The following is a 21,775-nucleotide window of genomic DNA, read 5'->3' on the forward strand; positions in this document are numbered from 1 at the left end:
TTAAATAATACTCCAACGTCAGCACAACGACAACTTATATAACCATCATTTTAATTAAGCAAATAACTACGTTGAATTCTCTCAATTAACGTTAAAATTAACATCAGCATTTATATCAATCAGTTGTTCTCCAGTTATTGGTTTACTTAAATAATACCCTTGTACAAAATCACACCCTAGCTCTTTCAATAAAACAAGCTGCTCTTTAGTTTCTACGCCTTCTGCAACCACTAAAAGTCCTAAACTATGAGACATTGCAATCGTGGCTTTTACTAAGTCACAATCCGATTTATTGATTGTAATACCACTAATAAAGCTTCGATCAATTTTTAAAACATCGAAATTATATTGTCGTAAATAACTTAATGACGAATAACCTGTACCAAAATCATCCATCGAGAGTTTTATGCCAAGGCTGTTAATTTCAAGTAAAGCATCTTTAATGTATCTTTGCCCTCCCATCAAAACACCTTCAGTGATTTCCAGTTCAAAGTCTTTAAAATCAATGCCTAGATTATTGATAGTTTTTTTAATTAAACTCAACAGCTTTTTATCTCTAAACTGGCGCGGAGACAAGTTAACCGCCATGGTAAATTTTTTATTTTGTTTATGCTGCCAATTACTCAGAAACTCTAGGGCTTGTTTTACCACAAATTGTCCCATAGGCACTATAAGCCCAGTGTGTTCGGCGATTGGAATAAATTCGTCTGGTGTAACGTTACCTAAGGTAGGGTTGTGCCAACGTAGCAAAGCTTCGGCACCAATCATATTATTACTGCTCAAATCAAACTGTGGTTGATAATATAACTCAAACTCGTTACGTTCTAGCGCTCCGTGCATCTGTTCTTCAATTGCAAAGCGGCGTTGCATAACTATATTCATTTCTTGGGTGAAAAAAGAATAGGTATTACGGCCTAAGCTTTTAGCTTGATACATAGCAGTATCAGCATTGCGTAATAAATCTGAGGCGATAACGCCGTTAACAGGATAAAGCGCAATACCAATACTCAAAGTTAATATTAATTCTCTATCATCTATATTAAAGGGCTCTCTAAAGGTTTTCAGCAACACTTCTGCAATAGACAGTGCATTATGATGTTCATTTAAATTTCTTAAAAGAATAATAAATTCATCACCCCCTAAACGGCCCACAGTATCTTCTTTTCGTAGCACATTTTGCAGTCGTTTAGCCGACTCTATTAGTAACTTATCACCAACTTCATGGCCTAGAGAGTCATTTACTTTTTTGAAATCGTCTAGATCAAGAAAAAGCACACCAACTTGCTCATTACTTCTTTCAGCTTCATTTAGAATCTGCGTTAAGCGATCTAATGCTAAAAATCGATTAGGTAATAAGGTTAAACTATCAAAGTAAGCTTGATGCCGAATTAATTCCGCCGCTTTATGTTGCTCTGTAATATCGCGAATAATAACAACTAGCTGTTGATATTTTGATAAGTAATTAACCCTAGCTTCAAAATATGCCACGCCATGTTCCAACGTTAATTCGTATTCAAACGTTATCATTTTTGTTTGATTTAATGCTTTAGCAAGATGAATATGAAACTTGTTTCCAACCTCTTTGGGTAAAACATCTGACATGTTTTTGCCAATGAAACTTTCTGGCGTTGCATAAAGATCGCTTTTGTTACTGGCGTGATAATCTAAAATGGTGCCATCACTTTCCATCAAGAAGAACAAATCCGGTATAGCTTTGAATATAGTTTCAAGCATGTGCTCTTTAAACGTTACTTGTTCTTGCGCTTTTATAACATCGGATAAATCAATATCAATACAATACATTTGTTTCTTATTATATTGATTAGTAAACATGACATGGCTTGAATAAACAGATACATTATCGCCATGCTTATTATGTAAAGTAAGCTCTGCTGCAGGGATCTCAACATTGTTCTTAACCCAATTTGAATGTGCAACAATAACAACCTCACACATCGGCTTTGGAATAATAAGGTTCTCTATTTTTTTACCGGTAGCTTCCTCTTTGGTGAAGCCATAAAGTAACTCACTACCTTTATTCCAATAAATTACACGTCGTTCTTCATCGTACCCTTGTACAGAAATAGCATTAACCGCATCAAATAATTGATGCAGCGAGTCATTAACAATATATTCGTGACTTAATGCGCTTATCGCTTTTTTTGCATTCATAACGAGACGAAATCCTGTAACTTCAATATTTTAATAATAGACTTAAATAATGAATTTAGCTTATGTGAAAAGAATTGCTCGCTATTAATTAGATTAAACTATGAATTTTAGTTTGTTAGATACTTGTGAGTGCCTACCACTATATTTTGCAATGTATATGGCGACTAACCCATGAGTTAGTGCAAGTTATTAAGCAACTCTTCTACTGTGGAAATATGTTAGTTAGCTTGTAATATCACAGCCAATAAACAGTAACGTTTTTATATGACATTATTCAGGCCAAGCTACGCAACAGACAAAACAGGTATTTTATCGGATAAAAGATGACAAATTTGATTACACTGGCACAATGGTAACCATACAAGTACTGCTTTGCCTAAATATCAAACAGTTCCTAAAGTAATAATAAAAAAGGATATTCAATGAAATCTATTTTTGCTCTGCTACTTATGTGTTTTAGCACATTAAGTTTCGCAGTTGAGCAGGCCGAAGAAATTTTTAAACAGTTGGCCCCATCGCTTTATCAAATAAGGTTAATCGACAAAGCCAGTGGTGAAAAATCTTCAATTGGTTCAGGCTTTCAAATTAGCAGCGACGGTCTTATTGCGACTAATTATCATGTTATTTCTGGCTTTGCCCGTCATCCTCACAAATACACCATTGAATATTTAGACAATAAAGGTAACAAGGCCGCGCTGACGTTAAAAAGCGTTGATGTAATTAACGACCTCGCCATTGTTCAACGTGAAGTGCCTAATGAAATGGCTTTTTTTGAGATAGCACAGCAACCACCCACTAAAGGTGAAGAGCTTTACTCTTTAGGTAACCCGCATGACTTAGGCATGATAGTAGTGCCTGGCACATACAATGGCTTAAAAAACGAATCATTTAACGACCGCATTCATTTTACAGGCTCAGTTAACTCTGGCATGAGTGGCGGCCCTGTCGTTAATAAAGCTACGCAAGTCGTTGGTATTAATGTGGCTACATCGGGTAATCAAATTGGTTTTTTAGTTCCGCACGACAAATTACTTGCGCTTTATCAACAATATCAAGAAAGCCCACCAACAAGTATTGAGCAACAAATGGCTGCGCAACTTATGCAGAATCAAGAAAAACTCATTACCACCATTATGAATAGTGATTGGCAATTAAAACAATTAGGTCGAGGGTTAATTCCGACAATTGACGTACCTTTTGTGCGCTGTTGGGGTGAGTCAAATTCTGATAAAGCTGACGCGCAAATTATGGCCGCAGTTGCCAATTGCGATTTAGATGAAAACACCTATATTTCTGCTGACTTTTTTACTGGCTCTCTTGAAATGGAGTACCGATATATGGAATCAGATAAAATTGGCAGCACAAAGTTTTATCATATCTTTGAACGTCAACTTAACCAAGTTGCCCCTGGAAACCTAGCGGGTAAAGATGATGTAACAGAATATCAATGTCACCATGACCTTGTTATGCCTCAAACCAGTAATATAAATAACAAAGCCGTGTTTTGCACTCGCGCTTATAAAGACTTCCCTGAGTTGTATGACGTACTTTATATCGCTATATCAATTGATCACGAACAATATGCATTGCTTAGCCACTTTACTATTGCCGGTGTTGCACAAGAAACTTCACTTGCCTTTTTAGCTAAATTTATGGAGTCGGTTTCATGGAAATAATTATTGAAGAAATCAGCCATGGTCATAAGCTTTTAAGTCGCCAAAAATTTGCATCTAACACTATTACAATTGGTCGAGGTTACGATAACGACATTATTGTTAGCGACCCACATGTTTGCCCTGAGCACTTGCAATTACAATTTAATGGTGAGCACTGGTTGGTGAATGATCAAGGTTCTATTAATGGTAGCTTTCTTGAAGGCAGTAAAGAAAACGTTATTCAGCACAAGGTAAGCTCAGGCGATATTATTTCAATTGGCAAAAGCCAAGTGCGCTTTGTTTTTCCAAGCCACCCAGTTGCTGAAAGTATTGCGATTAGTCCGTTCGAGAGTTTAATTAATTTAGCTCGTCATCCAGTAGTACTTGCACTTAGCATGACTTTATTTGCCTTTATTGGCGGTTGGATTATTAATTTAAACAATGCTAACGAGGTTTCTTTAACGCAAATGCTCGTTCCGACTATCGGCTTAACATTAGGTTTTGCTTTATGGCCTGCAGGCATTGCCTTGGTGTCGCACTTAACCAAACACGATGCACGTTTTTGGACCCAAATGGGTATTAGCTTTATCTTTTTTAATTTAATGTGGCTCAGTGATATTTTTGAAAACATAGTACATTTTAATACTTCTAGTAACTTCTCTATGCTTTGGCTGTTAACTATTATTCCGCTACTGCTAGCTTTTGGGTTATTTTGGCTAAATTGCTATGTAGGTTTTCATATGACTTTACGCAGAAGAAATGTTGTTGCCTCATGTTTAATACTTTTACTCTTTGGTGGCAGTTTTATTATCCAAATGAGTAAACAGCCTGATTTTAATCCGCGTCCGCAGTTTGATACCACCATTATGTCGCCAGCATTTATTTTCGCGCCAAGCAGCAATGTTGAAACATTTGTCAATGACGCCAGTAAGCTCTTTGATAAGGCGACTAAAAGCGCACAAGAAGACAGTAAAGAGTAAATGAATAAAGTCTCTATTACTTGAGCTTTACTCATAAAAAAGCCGTCGTAAATACGACGGCTTTTTAGATTTTTCAGGGTGTCTAAAATTTAACTCAAGTTGAGTTAAGGTTTAGTTATGGCTTAGTTATGGTTTAGTTATGGTTTAGTTATGGTTTAGCGATAAAACCAACCGCTTGATAAACCTCAGCAAGTAACTTGCTAGCACGAGCAGAGGCTTTCTCTGCACCTTTGCGCATAACTTCATCTAAATATGCTTGGTCATTACGGAACTGATGATAACGTTCTTGAATGGGCGCAAGTAAAGCGACAACGGCTTCTGCAACATCACCTTTTAAGTGACCATACATTTTATCTTCATATTCAGGAACAAGTTCTTCAACGGTTTTGCCTGTGGTACAAGACAATAATGACAATAAGTTAGACACGCCTGGCTTTTCAGCAATATCAAAATAAATATTAGCTTGTTCGTCTGAGTCAGTTACTGCACGTTTAATTTTCTTGGTTATCTTTTTAGTATCTTCTAATAAACCGATAAAGTTACCCGGATTAGTATCAGATTTAGACATTTTTTTAGTCGGCTCTAACAAGCTCATTACACGCGCACCAAACTCAGGAATATAAGGCTCTGGTACTTTAAAAGTTTCACCATGTAAATTATTAAAGCGTGTTGCAATGTCACGGGCTAACTCTAAATGTTGCTTTTGATCATCGCCAACAGGTACTTGATTAGCGCCATATAACAAAATATCAGCCGCCATTAATACCGGATAGGTAAATAAACCAGAGTTCATGTTAGCTTCAGATTTAGATGACTTATCTTTATATTGGGTCATGCGATTAAGCTCACCCATTTGAGTGTAGCAATTTAATACCCAGCTCAATTGTGCGTGCTCTGGCACATGAGATTGAATAAAGATGGTACTTTTTTCTGGGTCAACACCACAGGCTAAGTATAATGCTAAGCCATCTAAGGTTGCTTTGCGCAATGCTTCTGGGTCAGGGCGAACCGTTATGGCATGTTGATCAACCAACATATAATAACATTCATGGCTATCTTGCATGCTTACCCATTGCTTTAACGCGCCGAGATAATTACCAATAGTTAACTCGCCTGATGGCTGGCAGCCGCTTAATACAATAGGTTTACTCATTTTTTATCCTTGAAGTTTTCTTTATTATTTAATCTATTAATTATTTTACAGTATTTAGTTCTGCACGCATTTCATCAATGGCAACTTTATAATCTGGCTTTGAAAATATCGCTGAACCGGCCACAAACATGTCGGCGCCTGCTTTGGCAATATCAGCAATATTATCGGCTTTAACGCCGCCGTCTACTTGCAAACGAATGTCGAAACCACTGGCATCTATTTTTTCACGTACCAAACGTAATTTGTCTAGCGTAGTAGGAATAAACGACTGACCACCAAAACCTGGATTAACTGACATTAATAAAATAACGTCGAGTTTATCCATCACAAAATCTAAAACATGTAACGGTGTGGCTGGGTTTAATACTAAGCCAGCTTTACAACCATGGTCTTTAATTAGCTGCAAGGTTCTATCGATATGATCACTAGCTTCAGGGTGAAACGTAATAATATCGGCCCCTGCTTTAGCAAAGTCTGGGATTAAGCTATCAACAGGCTTAACCATTAAGTGCACATCAATAGGCGCCGTTATGCCGTAGTCTCTTAATGACTTACAGATCATTGAACCAAAAGTAAGGTTTGGCACAAAGTGATTGTCCATAACATCAAAATGGATAACATCAGCGCCAGCGTTAAGTACGTTGACAACATCTTCACCTAAACGAGCAAAGTCAGCCGATAAGATCGATGGAGCAATAAGAAAATCAGACATAGTAATTACCTTGACAAAATTTGCGCTACTTTAACTTAAATGTAGAAAATTTGCGACTTAGATCAGCCACAAAAGTCGATATAACCGTATTCCTTTAAACAAATCACCATTTGTATTTCAAGCGCTTGTTCAATGCCAATATATTAGCGCTTAAAAATTGCTGTTTCTAATATCTGATGCACTTTTTTTGTACACAAGACATTTTAATTGCACCAATTCAGTACAACCGCTTACTTAAAGATGAATTTAAGTGCCAGAAAATCGACCTTAAACATCTGATAAATAAAGACTTGCAATAAAAACAAACACTCAGGCACTGTCTTTGCAATAGTTATAACAATTATAAAAACTTAGTGGACTAAAACATGAAAAAATCAATAATCTCTCTTTCGACCTCTATTATACTAGCAACTTCAGCATTGGCTTCTACTTCAGTATCAGCGCTTGAAGTTGAAGGCTTAAGTGCTAATGTGGGTGTGGTATCACAATATATTTTCCGTGGTATTGTACAAACAGATACAGCCTCTGCAAGTGCTGGTGTAGATTATGAAAATAGTGGTTTTTACGTAGGTGCTTGGGCTGCAGATGTTCAAGAAGGCCTAGAAATTGATCTTTACGGCGGCTACGGTGGCGAATTAGACAATGGTTTAGGTTATAGCCTTGGTTTTACAACTTACCAATATACCGGTGATTTTGACACCTCTTATAATGAAGTTAACTTAGGCTTAAGCTACGGTATGTTCTCTGTTTCTTATAATGTTGGTGAGTGGGAAGTTGAAGCAGGTCCAGACCAAGATTATGACTTCTTATCTGCCACTGTTGAACATGAAGGTTTTTATGCTACATACGGTACTTGGGGTAAAGACTTTGACGGCGATTACTTTGAAGTAGGTTACGGTACTGAAGTTTCAGGTTTTGATGTTGGTGTTGCTGTAGTATCTAACTCAAAAGAACTCGCCGGCACTACAAGCGATGAAAACTTAGTATTTAGTATCGGTAAATCTTTCTAAACAATACTCGCTTGTGAGTTTAAGAGTTTAACAAACAAAAAAGTGTAGATGGGTTAAAGCCCAGCTACACTTTTTTATTACTCGACATTTATTCCGTATTTACACACCGACTTCAGTACATTCATTAACTCGGAATAATTTAAACACTAAATTTTTGCTATTAATTTATACCTTTAATTTATGCCTTTAATTTTTACTTGCTGATAACGATGATTTAAGCGCTGACAAATGGTGACCAAGTCGGCATGAATACCGCCAGCCGTTACATCTCGCCCTGCGCCTGGGCCTCGAATAATCAGGGCGTTTTCCTGATACCATTCGCTTTTAAGTTGAAATACGTTATCGCACGGGGTTAATTGTGCAAAAGCGTCTTTTTCACTCAATTCTTCCAAACTTACTTTCGCCATAATTTTTTCATTGTCGTAAGTAAACCTAGCAACATAACGTATCACGCAAGCTTTATCTTGTGCCTGCTTTAAGCGTGATAAAAACATTTCGTCGAGCTCTGACGTTCGCTCTAAAAACTCTGTTAAAGAAATATTACGTAACGGCTCAGGAACTAAGCTTTGGCAGTTAATATCTGATAATGACAGTTCAAAGCCAGCAGCACGCGCTAGTATTAATAACTTTCGCTGTACATCTCTGCCTGATAAATCTTCTCTTGGATCTGGCTCTGTAATGCCTTGCGATAAAGCATCAGATAGCAAGGTTGAAAAAGGCTTAACACCGTCGTAATACTGAAATAACCACGATAATGTGCCAGAGAATATACCTGAAATTTCTGAAATTTTATCGCCACTATTTAATAGTTCTTTAATCGAAGAGTTAATCGGTAAACCCGCACCTACGGTAGTATTGCCAAGCCAAATACTATTATTTTTTGCTGCTGTTGAAAGCAATTGTTGATAGTTTTCAGTACTTGACGAAGCGGCCCACTTGTTAGCGCCAATGACATGTATGCCACGAGCAAAGAACTCATGATATAACTGACTAAATACTTCACTAGGTGTAATATCAACAATAACTAATTCATCGTACGGATGACTGGTTAACCATGCCAAGAGTTGTTTACTATCATAGGCTTGAGCTTGCTCTTGATAAAGCTTCAATGCATTAGCTACATCAATACCATCAGTATTTATTAGTGCTTTACTCGCACCTACCAAGCCAACTAAATGAACGTTTTCTAATCCTGAAACTCGTGCTATTTGCTTTGGCAACATAGTTAAAAAACGTTCACCAATATTACCTAAACCCGCCACAACTAATGCAATGTTTTTAGCATCTTTAGTCATATCTGCGTGCACATTATTAAGTATTTCACTTGAGCAAAGTTCAGGTAATATCGCAATATAACTGTGCTCATTAAAAGAATGCAAAAAGTGCAATGTAGGTTGATGTTTAAGCGCGCGTTTAAATCTAGCACGCATATCGCCCTGTTTTGCCACGCTATGACCTACAATCGCAATAATTGCCACGGGCTTGAAAGTAACCTCTGTATCGTGGCTTGCTAGCCATTGACTAACCGACTTTTGTTGAGCTTGAGTAACGACTATGTAGCCTTCGTCTAGGTTATAGCAAATCGGCGAAAATTCGCTAACGGCTAACTCGCCTGATTTAGCTAAAAAGCTAGAAGACTTAGCTAAAATTAAATCATTTAAGCTGGTAACTGACAGCTCTTGTTTTGCTATTTCACCAAACTTACCAATTTCAGTACCGCTGATGTCAGGTGCAAAACTGCTTGCAACATGTAAATGGGTATTATGATTAGTTAAAGGTTGTAAGGTTTTTGCATGTAAAACTGGATTACCCAAGCGTCCTAGTTCGTTAGCCACAGCGTTAGGTAAACGATGTAACTTTCGCGCTGAAGGTACAATGCGCGGATCAGCACTATAAATGCCATCAACATCGGTCCATAGCGTTACATTACGTGCTTGTGAAAGTGCCGCCATGATGGTGGCAGAGTAGTCACTGCCATTTCGGCCTAATGTACAGGTTTGCTGTTCTTGATTACGCGCTATATAACCAGTCACTATAACTAGTTGATTTGGCTGTCTAAGGTCAGAGAATGCAACTTGGCTTGCGTTGTAGTCAACTGTGCTATTTTTTTCATTATTAATTAACAGAAAGTCTCTTGCATCTAGTATATAGCTTGGGCAAACGCTTTCACTTAATACTGCTGATAACAAACGTGCTGACCATACTTCACCAAAGGCTAATAAATCGTTTTGATAACCTTGGGGATCCTCTTGCAAATGTTGTGCACTCGTTGCAATTTCATTCGTTAATAAATTGTTCAGTCTGGCGGCGCTCGTTGGGTTTAACAATTCATTAATGAGCGAGGCTTGCATGGTATTTAAATCGCTAAGCGCTGCTAGTAAAGCTTCTTTGAGAGTAATTAGCTCATTACTTATGCTGTTTTCTTTATTAAGTGAGCTAGCTTCTTTTAATGCCAGTGCGCGTTGATAGATATTAAATAAGGCATCGGTAGTACTGCCATTAGCAGATACCACAATAATATCGTTTATTTGACAATGCTGACGAATAATATCAACAACACGTTCAATACAAGCACTGGTGGCTAAACTACTACCGCCAAATTTATGCACATTACAGGCAACTTTTGCTAACTTATTGTTTGTCGAACTTGGCTTTACCGCTACATTTGAATCTATCATTTTTTTACCACAGGTTTGACTGAGATTGTCATACCAGATTTAAGTTTTACTTTTTATACACTTAAAATTGGCCATTCATAAAAATGCCATGGCCAACTTTTCAGAACGAATTTAGGCTTGGCTTGCATCAAGTGCTTGAGAAAGATCAGCAATCATATCGTCAATATCTTCAATACCAACAGAAATTCGCACTAATGACTGAGTAATGCCCGCCGCTAGTTGTGATTCAATATCCATACCGGCATGAGTCATGGTAGAAGGGTGACTTATTAAACTTTCAACACCACCTAGCGATTGTGCAAGTGTGAAAAACTTTAACTTATCGAATAATACTTTAACCGCTTCAACACCACCTTTAAGTTCAAAACTCATCATTGCACCAAAATCATATTGTTGTTTTTTGGCAAGTTCATGTTGTGGATGATCGCTTAAGCCAGGAAAGTACACCTGTTCAACCGCTGTTTGCTGTTGTAAAAATTTAGCGACCGCATTCGCGTTAATTTGATGTTGTTTCATTCGAAGCGGTAAGGTTTTCAAACCTCGTAAGGCTAAATAGCTGTCGAATGCTGAACCCGTAATGCCAATACAGTTGGCCCACCATGCAAGCTCCTCGCCTAACGCTTGGTCTTTAGCCACTAAAACACCGCCAACCACATCACTATGACCATTTATATATTTCGTGGTGGAATGAAAAACTATATCGGCACCTAATAATAAAGGTTGCTGTAAAGCGGGTGACAAAAAGGTGTTATCAACTGCCACTAACGCACCTACTTGATGAGCTTGTTCCGTTATCGCAGCAATATCAACTAAGCGTAATAGCGGATTACTTGGAGACTCTAGCAATACTAATTTGGGCTTTTCCGCCAGCGCATTGCTTAACGCGGCTTGATCATTTTGATCAACCACTATTAAGTTAAACTGGCCACGTTTAGCAAGATGGGTAAATAGTCGAAAACTTCCGCCATAACAGTCGTGGGGAATAACAATGGTGTCATCAGTATTTAATAGTTGGCAAATAAGATGAACGGCTGACATGCCCGTACTGGTAACTATACCAACAGCGCCCTGCTCTAATTCAGCAATAGCACTGGCAAAAGTGGCTCGTGTTGGGTTACCCGTTCGCGAGTAATCAAATTGCCCTTTTTCATTAAAGCCCTTCAGTGCATAGGTACTTGAAAGATGAATCGCAGGAATAACAGCACCATGATGTTGGTCGCTATTTATACCAGCGCGAACTGCGGTAGTGGCAATTTTTTTCTCGCTCATGTGAACTCCAGATTGAACATATTCTATATAGATGTTTGGACGTCTATCAATCTAAACGGTTTAAAGTTCGCGGTCAAGCACTTTAGACATCTAAACTTCTACACATTCGTTATTGACTCGCGCCCCACAACCAGTAAAATTAACAAGTAAGATAAAACTAGTTGCTAACTGGTATACCAGATGCGCTAACTATAAGTTTATCGCAATTAATTAAGCATAGAGGAATATTCATGGCAGAGTGGAATGGCGAGTATCTTAACCCTTACGCCGAACACGGGAAGAAAAGTGAACAAGTAAAAAAAATCACCGTGTCTATCCCTTTACGTGTGTTAAAAGTACTTACTGATGAACGAACACGCCGCCAAGTTAATAACTTGCGTCATGCTACGAACAGTGAACTTTTATGTGAAGCGTTTTTACACGCGTTTACTGGCCAACCATTACCTGACGATAGTGATTTGGCTAAAGACAACACACAAAAATTACCAGCAAGTGTTCGCAGAGCCTTAGAAGCACAAGGTGTAACTGACTTTAGTGAATACGAAACTGACATTGAAGAAGAAACAGAAAATTAATGGGATATAAACCCTTAGGTTTATAAATGACAAAAGGCGCTAAAAGCGCCTTTTTTATTGCCGTTAAGTGTAATATTCAATTAATTATTGAGCTTAAGTTCTCTTGGCTTAGTTTATCTTGGCTTAGGTTATCTGGCCAGATTAACAGCATAATGACGTTAAAGTTAAAAGCTTGAGTCATTCAACTGTAGTAAGTCCCATTTCGTGCCATACAAGTCTTTAAACACCACCACAGTGCCATAATCTTCAACGCGTGGCTGTTCGGTAAACTCAACACCTTGGCTTTTCATGTGCTCATAGTCTCGCCAAAAATCATTAGTTTGTAGGAATAAAAATACCCGCCCGCCAGCTTGGTTACCGATTGACTGATGTTGCTGTTCATTACTCGCTTTCGCTAATAATATATTCGTACCTTCCGCATTAGGGGGTGAAACTTGTACCCAACGCTTTCCATTGCCTAAGTCGGTATCTTCAATAAGCTCAAAGTTAAGATTTTGGGTATAAAATTCAATTGCATCATCATAGTTTTCCACTACTAGGGCGATATTGGCAATACGTTGCTTGATTGTTTTAGTCATTTTTAAGTTACTTCTGTTAAATGGCGTATGTTAATCGGCTTCTGTTAAACAATTCTGCTTTAGTTACCAGCTAAGCCGTGGTTATTGTGGCTTGAATTATCACTAAAATAACCACGACTTAATATTTAAAGGTCTCAAGTATAATGACCTTAACAATCTTACAAAATTAGTTAGAAAAGAATTTTGTTGTTTTGATAATGCTAACTTCCGGCATATTTTCAACGGCGACACTCAATGTCACGGGTGAAATTTTTTGTCTAATTTTGTCTGGCGTCATGGTTAATTTTATCGGTACGCTCGCGATTTCTCCAGCTTTTATCTGCACATTATCATCAACGCTTAAACTGACACTTTTCTCCAATACATTAATTGTAAATTGGCGATCAACTTTTGATTTGTTCGTTATTTTTAATAAATAGCTGTTTGTTACATTGTCTTTAAAGTCGAGCTGAAATAAGGTTCCGCGATCACGTAAAATTGAAAATTCAATCGGCACTCGTACTTGAATAGTAAAAACCATATACGCCATAGCCAGTAGTGACAAAACGCCATAGCCTATAATTTTTGGTCTCAACAATTTTACTTTTTTACCTTGTAATGCATTTTCACTAGTATAACTGATCAGGCCTTTTGCATAATTAAACTTTTCCATGGTTTGATCACAAGCATCAACACAAGCACCGCAGTTAATACATTCATATTGCAGGCCATTGCGAATATCAATACCCACCGGGCAAACTTCTACACAAAGATTACAGTCGACACAATCACCCAAGCCTAACGCTTTTGGATCTTCTTTACGCTTGCGAGCGCCACGATTTTCGCCACGTAATTTGTTATAGGCTACAAGCAGTGTATTTTTATCGAACATCGCTGACTGAAAGCGTGAATACGGGCACATATAAATACACATTTTTTCACGCAGCCACCCTGCATTTCCATAAGTACAGACTGCAAAAAATAGCACCCAAAACGTTGTTAGGTTATCCCATTGCCATTGTAGTAGATCAAGATACAACTCATGGGCTGGTAGAAAGTAACTCATAAATGTTGTCGCGGTAAAAAACGCTATCAAGCCCCAAATCAAGTGTTTGGTAAACTTTCTTGTGAAGGTATTTAAGGTCATTGGCTGTTCGTCACGTTTAATACGCTGATTACGACTACCTTCTAACCACTCTTCGACCCAAATAAAACTAAAAGTCCATACCGTTTGTGGACAAGTGTAGCCACACCATATACGACCTAACCAAGTCGTTAAAAAGAAAAGTAAATAACAACTAACCAGCAGCAATCCCGCTAAAATGACAAAGTCTTGTGGGAAGAAGGTTTGTGAAAAGAAATGAAACTGCTGTCTGCCAATGTCTAGCAAAATTGCCTGATGCCCTTGAAACGTTAACCAAGGGAGTAAAATAAAAACTAAAACAAATATCAAACCTGTGTATTGTCGAATACGTTGATAAGTGCCTTTTTGCTTACGAACATAAACTGAGGATTCAGATTTGTATGGTTTAATGATCAAATCTTCTGCTTTAAAATCGAACTTCATAGAGTGCTACTGAGCTAAGGTTAAGATAACCTGCTATAGCAAAATTTGATCCAACAACAAAAAAACAAGTTAAGCCGTTGTTTAATAGTAACTTTAAGGAAAAAATTGATAATATAAACACAAAAAATACACGATATATCACGCAACAACGATATATCGTGCCTATAAGGGTTTATCTTTATAATTAAAAAGATCCGTTCGGCCGTACAATTTTCAATTTTTTCATCCGAGATCGCAAGGTACTTTCAGGTAAACCTAATTGCTTTGCAGCACCCGACTCTCCACCGATACGCCATTTAGTTAATTTTAATGCGCTCAATATATAGCGTGCTTCAACTTGCGCTAAGGTTTCAATTACCGGTGGCAGCAAAGTTTTATTGCTGGTTTTAAAATTAAAATTTAACACGGTTGATTGGGTTAGGATCATCTCTCGTTCAAGTAAGTTTTGTAATTCTCTAATATTCCCAGGCCAAGAGTATTGCATGAGTTGCGATAAGCTTCGGTTACTAATAGCACTGATATTTTTTCCTAACTTTTTATTTAACGTACCGATAATAGCTTGTGATAACAGTGGAATATCTTCATAACGCTCTCGTAACGGTGGCACAGTGATCGGAAATACATTTAGTCGATAAAATAAATCCATTCTAAAAGTACCCTGATCTAGCATTGCCAATAAATCACGATTAGTCGCTGCGATAATTCTTATATCTACCTTTAAAGTTTCACTACCGCCAATTCGTTCAAACTCTTGCTCTTGTAGTACCCGCAATAGCTTACCTTGTGCCTCTAGAGACAATTCACCAATTTCATCGAGAAACAAGGTACCATCATTAGCTAACTCAAAACGGCCTTTGCGACGCGAAGTAGCCCCGGTAAAAGCACCTTTTTCATGACCAAACAGTTCAGATTCAAGCAGGCTTGGTGTAAATGCGGCACAATTAACTTTTACCATGGTAGAGTTTTTACGTTGGCTCAAGGCGTGTATGTTTCGTGCAACCAACTCTTTACCTGTACCATTTTCACCTAAAATTAATACGGTACTATCAGTTTGTGAAACTAACTCTAATTGCGACAGCATTTCCATCATTTTAGGACTTTTACCCACCAAGCCCGTAGGTGACCAGGTTTGAGCTAACTCACTTTGTAGGTAGGTATTTTCTGCTTGTAACTGCTCAGTTAACGATTGCACATTTTCAAGTGCACTGCGAAGTGCAAGTTCAACTTGTTGCTGTTGGCTCACATCTCTAAATACAGCAACAGCGCCAACAATAGTATTATTTTTATAAACCGCACGTGTTGTATATTCTACAGGGAAGTTACTACCATCTTTACGCCAAAATACTTCACCCGCTACCTGACGAGAAATACCATCAAGGGCCGTATTAAATATTTTGCAATCACATGCTGGATAATGCTCACCATTGCTATAACTGTGATGATGGAATTGATGAATGTTTTTCCCTAATAATTCAGCACTAGACCAGCCTGTCATGGCTTCTGCTGCTGAGTTAATAAAAATTGCATTACCGTTTATATCGAGACCATAAATACCTTCACCAACCGCGTTGAGTAATATCTCAGAGTCAGCAAGGTAGGCTTTTATTTCTTTATCCATACATTTTCCTAAATGAAAGACTAAGCTCAAATTACGGCGATAATTTAGGCCAAATACTGAACATTGAATACGCCACGATATACCGTGGCTTAGATTGACAATAATACCAACTTATTGGTCGTTTTATCAAACCCTGTAATTCATCGTTACTCTGTTAATTAAGCGATGGCTTGGATCTAGCTTACTTGATTAACTGAGCACATTTATTTAGATGTTTTTTTAGCGCTAGGTTTAAATTATGAAGATTTTCGTTCACAGTGCCCAGAAATATAAATAACAAAAAGGGAAGCCTGAGCTTCCCTTGATACGATTAACAATACTCAGCACAAAAGTTGCTCTGCTGATTTATGCATGAATAATTAGCCGTTATAGTCTTCAGGCATTGCTAGCGCTGCTACACCAGAATCAACCGCAGCTTGGGCAACCGCAATAGCTACAGCCGAACGCAAGCGTGAATCCATAGGCTTAGGAATAATATAGTCTTTACCAAAGCTTAAGCTTTTACTACCACTTGCATCGAGAACCTCTGCTGGTACAGGTTCTTTTGCTAATGTACGAATGGCGTGTACCGCCGCAATTTTCATTTCATCATTAATAGTACGTGCACGCACATCTAATGCGCCACGGAAAATAAATGGGAAACAAAGCACATTATTGACTTGGTTTGGATAGTCTGAACGACCTGTCGCTATAATTAAATCGTCACGCGTTGCTAATGCTAGCTCTGGCTTAATTTCAGGATCAGGGTTCGAACAAGCAAAAATTACCGGCTTATCAGCCATTAATTTAACGTGCTCAGACGATAAAACATTCGGTCCCGACACACCAACGAATACATCTGCACCGTCAATAGCTTCTTCTAACGTACGTTTGTCTGTATTGTTCGCAAATAATTTTTTATATTCATTTAAATCGTCACGTCGGGTATGAATTACACCTTTTGTATCGAGCATATAAATTTTTTCACGCTGAGCACCACACTTTATTAATAATTCCATACAAGCGATTGCCGCAGCCCCTGCGCCCATACAAACAATATTGGCAAGGCGAAGTTCTTTACCTTGAATTTCTAACGCATTTATCATACCTGCAGCAGTTACAATGGCCGTACCGTGTTGGTCATCATGAAATACAGGAACTTTACAGCGTTCAATTAACGCTTTTTCAATGACAAAACATTCAGGCGCTTTTATATCTTCTAAGTTAATACCACCAAAGCTGTCTGCAATATTAGCAACAGTACTGATAAAGTCTTCTACCGTTTTATGCTTTACTTCAATGTCGAAAGAATTAATGCCAGCAAAACGTTTAAATAATAGCGCTTTACCTTCCATTACTGGTTTAGAAGCCATAGGTCCTAAATTACCTAAGCCTAAAATCGCTGTACCGTTAGTAATAACAGCAACGGTATTACCTTTACCGGTGTATTTATAAACATCATCAGGATTTTCTGCAATAGCACGTACTGGCTCAGCAACACCAGGACTATAGGCGAGCGAGAGATCTTGGCTGGTTTCAGCCGGCGTAGTTAATTCAACACTAATTTTACCCGGAGTTGGGTATTGGTGATAATCAAGTGCTTGTTGTCGAAGATCTGTCATGTTATTTCCTAGTATATAAGTCTGATGCGAGAGCCTGCCGGTTAATTAAATTTTCTAATAATGTCATTAAACATACTATTGCAATATCTTGGTTGAGTTCAAGCTATTTTGTATATATTAATTAGCTACAAGCTATAATAAATATAGCTTTAATATAAACGTTTTTCATATAATTGAGCTGAATAGTCAAGATATTACGCCCACTATTTATAGAAAAAAAGCAATTAGAGCTCACTATCAATTCATAATGCATTTAAAAGTAAACTAAGAGTTTGTGTCAGTTGTATTACTTATAAATATAAGTGTGCTTGTATTATTTCATGACGATTAACAGAATTTAGCCACAGCGTACTTTAAGAGTTTACACAGTTGTGACGCGCGCCGATCTTATCACACATTATCACTGGTTAACCTGTTACATTGTAATTATATATCAGTTGAAACATTAACCAATACGAATATAGCTCCATTGATATTTGCAGAGTATATTGAAGGCTTTCTATGACGGGTTATTGCTTAACCTTTGTTGTGGTAGCTGTTAATGGTTAATGAAGAAAATAGGCACTAACTTTCTAAGATACTCACAGAGATGTTTGCATGAAATAGTTAAATCCTACACATAAAAAAACCACCTAGAAGGTGGTTTTTTTTAAGCTTGTAACGTTAGATATTAATTACTCGTCAAACGGGTTAACTAAAATCATAGTTTCAACGCGATCTGGACCAGTTGAAATAATATCAACAGGAACACCCGTAATTTCTTCAATTCGCTTAATATAAGCAATTGCATTAGCGGGTAAAGCATCTACAGAAGTAGCGCCTACTGTTGTTTCACTCCAACCTGGCATTTCTTCATATACTGGGGTAATTTTCTCGTAACCCTCAGCAGCAGTTGGCGGTACAGTAATAATATCGCCTTCAGCGGTTTTATAGCCTGTACATATTTTTAATGTTTCTAAGCCGTCTAGAACGTCTAACTTAGTTAAACAAAAGCCACTAATGCTATTTACTTGTACTGAACGATGCATTGCTACGGCGTCAAACCAACCACAACGACGTTCACGGCCAGTTGTAGCGCCAAATTCATGGCCTACGGTACCTAAGTGATGACCTACTTCGTCGTCTAATTCCGTAGGGAATGGACCAGAGCCAACACGTGTTGTGTATGCTTTTGTAATACCAAGTACGTAATCTAAGTAAAGCGGACCAAAACCACTACCAGTAGCTACGCCACCAACAGTTGTATTAGACGATGTTACGTATGGATAAGTACCGTGGTCGATATCAAGTAATGTGCCTTGCGCGCCTTCAAACATGATAGCGTCACCCGCTTTACGCGCTTGGTCTAGCATTTCTGAAATATCGGCAACCATGCCTTTTATCACTTCAGCAACGGCCATTGCATCACTAAGTACTTCTTCGTAACTCACTGGCTCAGCTTTGTAGTAATTTGTTAAAACAAAGTTATGGTATTCCATAATTTCTTTTAATTTTGCAGCAAAAGAGTCTGCACAAAATAAATCACCAACACGTAAACCACGGCGAGCAGCTTTGTCTTCATAAGCTGGCCCAATACCACGGCCTGTAGTACCAATAGCTTTGCTACCACGTGCTTTTTCACGCGCTGCATCTAAAGCATTGTGGTAAGGAAGAATTAACGGACATGCATCGCTTATTAAAAGACGTTCACGTACAGGTACGCCACGTTCTTCTAACATTGCCATTTCTGTCATAAGTGCTTTTGGACAAAGAACAACACCGTTTCCGATTAAACATTTTACGTTATCACGTAATACGCCTGATGGAATAAGATGTAGAACGGTTTTTTCACCGTTAATGACTAGTGTATGACCCGCATTGTGGCCACCTTGATAGCGCACTACATATTTTGCTTTATCAGTAAGTAAGTCTACGACTTTACCTTTACCTTCGTCACCCCATTGGGTGCCCAGAACTACGACGTTTTTACCCATGTTCACATATTGGTAAGAAAATTAGGCGGGGATTCTATCAAATATCAATATTGAGTCCAAGCAATAATTGTTGATTTTTAGCGCGATAAAAAAAAAGCCTGTAATAGTGAAGGGTTAGCAAAGTAATTAATTTACCATCCAAAACATTACAAGACCGATAATGACTAAAAAAATGCCTACTTGGCGAATGGCACTAACAGGTTCATTGGCTAATTTTAGAACATATGCACGCCATTTATTTGGGAAAAGTGCGGGAATTAAGCCCTCAATTATCAAGGCAATTGCAATAGCCAGTAATAATGTAGAAAACATGGTTTATCCTCTATTATACCAATTAAAATAAATAATCGATCATTTTTAGACAGTTTAAATCGTCAATAACTGCGTTGTTTTCAATCCTAATAGCCTGCTAATACTCAATCAAACGCCTTATTATTGAACAATTTATCCTCGCTTAAAATTGGTTAATAACTTATTACATTTGATATTATTTTTTAATGACAAAAAAGCCAGCTAATTCAGCTGGCTTTTAGAGAGAAATAAAGCAAGGTGTAAGCGTTAGCTTAACTCATTACTTTTTCTTTTTAACTGCTTTTACATTAGGTAAATCAGTGATTGAACCTTCAAAGATTTCTGCTGCTAAACCAATTGATTCATTTAGTGTTGGGTGAGCATGAATCGTTAAACCGATATCTTCAGCATCTGCGCCCATTTCAATAGCTAAACAAACTTCACCTAATAATTCACCGGCATTAATACCAACAATGGCACCGCCTAAAATTCGGCCAGATTCTTTTTCAAAAATAAGCTTAGTTTTACCTTCAGTACGTGCTGAAGCAATCGCACGACCTGAAGCCGACCATGGGAAGTTAGAAACTTCTATGTTTAAACCTTGATCTTTTGCTTCACGCTCAGTAACACCAACCCATGCCATTTCAGGATCAGTATAAGCAATAGAAGGAATGCAACGTGGGTCAAATTCGTGTTTCTTGCCTGAAATAACTTCAGCTGCACAATGTGCTTCATGTACTGCTTTATGCGCAAGCATAGGTTGGCCAACAACATCACCAATAGCAAAAATATGAGGCACGTTAGTGCGCATTTCTTTTGAAACATTGATGAAACCACGCTCATCAACATTTACGCCAGCTTTATCAGCAGCAACTAAGTGACCGTTTGGCTTACGCCCTACAGCAACTAAAATTTTGTCGTAACGTACTTGGCCTTCAGGCGCATTTTTGCCTTCGAAAGTTACGTATAAACCATCGTCTTTCGCATCTACAGCAACAACTTTAGTTGACAACATTACTGATTCGAAACGTGGCTTATTGTATTTTGTATAAATTTTAACAATATCTGCATCAGCAGCTGGCACTAGTTGGTCAGCAAATTCTACAACTGAAACTTTAGAGCCTAATGAGCTATATACTGTGCCCATTTCTAAACCTATGATACCGCCACCTAAAACTAGCATTTCTGCAGGAACATCTTTAAGTTCTAGTGCGCCAGTTGAATCAATAACACGTGGGTCATCATTAGGAATAAATGGTAAGTCAACAACAGAAGAGCCACATGAAATAATAGCATTCTCAAAAGTAATTGTTGTGTTGCCGTCTTTGCCTTCTACTTCAATTGTTTTGTCTGAAGTAAATTTACCGTAGCCTGTTACCGTTTTAACTTTACGCATTTTGGCCATACCGCCAACACCTTGCGTAAGCTTACCTACTACGTCTTTGTCTTTCCATTGACGAATTTTTTCTAAATCAATCTCAGGTTGGCCAAAAGTAACACCGTGTGCTGCCATATCTTTAGCATCATCAATTACTTTAGCAATATGAAGTAATGCTTTTGAAGGAATACAACCTACGTTTAAACATACACCACCTAAACTGTCGTATTTTTCTACTAATACAACATCTAAGCCTAAATCTGCTGCGCGAAATGCTGCTGAATAACCACCAGGGCCTGACCCTAAAACGACTACTTGAGTTTTAATCTCGTTGCTCATGCTAACCTCAAAATTAATGTGTTAAGTGCTGGTTATGCCAGCTTGTATTTGCCAAACGTTTATTAAAGGTGTAAACAATTAATATTTTTAGCACTTTCGATATTTACTTGCCGCAATTTTACTTAAAGCGTACAAGGATCGCTATCTTTAATCCGCAATTATTAATGAAACGTTGGCAAAAATGAAATAATTCAACGGTTATTTCATTCTGCCAACTTATTGTTTCATATCAATGCCTAATTTTAAA

At 37.9% G+C, this 21,775-nt stretch carries 16 protein-coding genes; 4 read left to right on the forward strand and 12 right to left on the reverse strand.

Going from position 1 to position 21,775, the window contains the following annotated elements:
* Positions 1-81 precede the first annotated feature (81 nt).
* The gene (locus AC27H3_RS02880; RefSeq protein ID WP_487103573.1) at positions 82-2,172 is read right to left on the reverse strand and encodes an EAL domain-containing protein; all 2,091 of its coding nucleotides are present in this window, start codon (positions 2,170-2,172) and stop codon (positions 82-84) included.
* Positions 2,173-2,594: 422 nt separating this feature from the next.
* On the opposite strand from AC27H3_RS02880, the gene AC27H3_RS02885 reads away from it, so the two are divergent.
* The gene (locus AC27H3_RS02885) at positions 2,595-3,848 is read left to right on the forward strand and encodes a S1 family peptidase (RefSeq protein ID WP_487103575.1); all 1,254 of its coding nucleotides are present in this window, start codon (positions 2,595-2,597) and stop codon (positions 3,846-3,848) included.
* Positions 3,839-4,807: an FHA domain-containing protein gene (locus tag AC27H3_RS02890; protein WP_487103577.1), complete on the forward strand. Its 969-nt coding sequence runs from the start codon at positions 3,839-3,841 to the stop codon at positions 4,805-4,807. The genes AC27H3_RS02885 and AC27H3_RS02890 overlap by 10 nt, the downstream gene beginning before the upstream one ends.
* A gap of 148 nt (positions 4,808-4,955) precedes the next feature.
* Here the strand turns inward: AC27H3_RS02890 and trpS are convergent, their stop codons facing one another.
* Both trpS and rpe read right to left on the reverse strand, forming a co-directional pair.
* Positions 4,956-5,960 carry a tryptophan--tRNA ligase gene (trpS, locus tag AC27H3_RS02895; RefSeq protein WP_085301185.1) on the reverse strand — a complete coding sequence of 335 codons (1,005 nt, stop codon included), beginning with the start codon at positions 5,958-5,960 and terminating at the stop codon, positions 4,956-4,958.
* A 40-nt stretch (positions 5,961-6,000) separates the two neighbouring features.
* On the reverse strand, positions 6,001-6,672 hold the full coding sequence (gene rpe / locus AC27H3_RS02900; RefSeq protein WP_085301184.1) for a ribulose-phosphate 3-epimerase: 672 nt from the start codon (positions 6,670-6,672) through the stop codon (positions 6,001-6,003).
* 365 nt (positions 6,673-7,037) lie between these two features.
* On the opposite strand from rpe, the gene AC27H3_RS02905 reads away from it, so the two are divergent.
* The gene (locus AC27H3_RS02905) at positions 7,038-7,682 is read left to right on the forward strand and encodes a TorF family putative porin (protein WP_085301183.1); all 645 of its coding nucleotides are present in this window, start codon (positions 7,038-7,040) and stop codon (positions 7,680-7,682) included.
* Positions 7,683-7,855: 173 nt separating this feature from the next.
* Here the strand turns inward: AC27H3_RS02905 and metL are convergent, their stop codons facing one another.
* A complete protein-coding gene (gene metL / locus AC27H3_RS02910) occupies positions 7,856-10,360 on the reverse strand; it encodes a bifunctional aspartate kinase/homoserine dehydrogenase II (protein ID WP_487103579.1) in 2,505 nt (834 codons plus the stop codon).
* Positions 10,361-10,471: 111 nt separating this feature from the next.
* Positions 10,472-11,629, reverse strand: coding sequence for a cystathionine gamma-synthase (gene metB, locus AC27H3_RS02915; RefSeq protein WP_487103581.1), 1,158 nt, complete (start codon positions 11,627-11,629; stop codon positions 10,472-10,474).
* 230 nt (positions 11,630-11,859) lie between these two features.
* Here metB and metJ point away from each other — a divergent pair, with 230 nt between their 5' ends.
* Positions 11,860-12,204, forward strand: a complete 345-nt coding sequence (gene metJ / locus AC27H3_RS02920; protein WP_487103583.1) for a met regulon transcriptional regulator MetJ — start codon at positions 11,860-11,862, stop codon at positions 12,202-12,204.
* 164 nt (positions 12,205-12,368) lie between these two features.
* On the opposite strand, the gene AC27H3_RS02925 is transcribed toward metJ, so the two are convergent.
* The 7 genes from AC27H3_RS02925 to lpdA form a co-directional block, all read right to left on the reverse strand.
* Positions 12,369-12,782 (reverse strand): VOC family protein, encoded by a 414-nt coding sequence (locus AC27H3_RS02925; RefSeq protein ID WP_487103585.1) that lies wholly within the window; start codon positions 12,780-12,782, stop codon positions 12,369-12,371.
* 166 nt (positions 12,783-12,948) lie between these two features.
* Positions 12,949-14,328: a cytochrome c oxidase accessory protein CcoG gene (ccoG, locus tag AC27H3_RS02930; protein WP_487103587.1), complete on the reverse strand. Its 1,380-nt coding sequence runs from the start codon at positions 14,326-14,328 to the stop codon at positions 12,949-12,951.
* A 184-nt stretch (positions 14,329-14,512) separates the two neighbouring features.
* On the reverse strand, positions 14,513-15,946 hold the full coding sequence (locus AC27H3_RS02935) for a sigma-54 interaction domain-containing protein (protein WP_487103589.1): 1,434 nt from the start codon (positions 15,944-15,946) through the stop codon (positions 14,513-14,515).
* A 359-nt stretch (positions 15,947-16,305) separates the two neighbouring features.
* Positions 16,306-17,547: a malic enzyme-like NAD(P)-binding protein gene (locus AC27H3_RS02940; protein ID WP_085301176.1), complete on the reverse strand. Its 1,242-nt coding sequence runs from the start codon at positions 17,545-17,547 to the stop codon at positions 16,306-16,308.
* A gap of 674 nt (positions 17,548-18,221) precedes the next feature.
* Entirely contained in the window at positions 18,222-19,520 is a 1,299-nt protein-coding gene (locus tag AC27H3_RS02945) for an adenylosuccinate synthase (RefSeq protein WP_085301175.1), read from the reverse strand.
* Between the two features lie 126 nt (positions 19,521-19,646).
* Positions 19,647-19,832, reverse strand: a complete 186-nt coding sequence (locus AC27H3_RS02950; protein WP_085301174.1) for a DUF2065 domain-containing protein — start codon at positions 19,830-19,832, stop codon at positions 19,647-19,649.
* Positions 19,833-20,091: 259 nt separating this feature from the next.
* Positions 20,092-21,528, reverse strand: coding sequence for a dihydrolipoyl dehydrogenase (lpdA, locus tag AC27H3_RS02955; RefSeq protein ID WP_085301173.1), 1,437 nt, complete (start codon positions 21,526-21,528; stop codon positions 20,092-20,094).
* Between the last annotated feature and the right edge of the window lie 247 nt (positions 21,529-21,775).

It is taken from the genome of Colwellia sp. NW0002-52-1, from assembly GCF_057550865.1.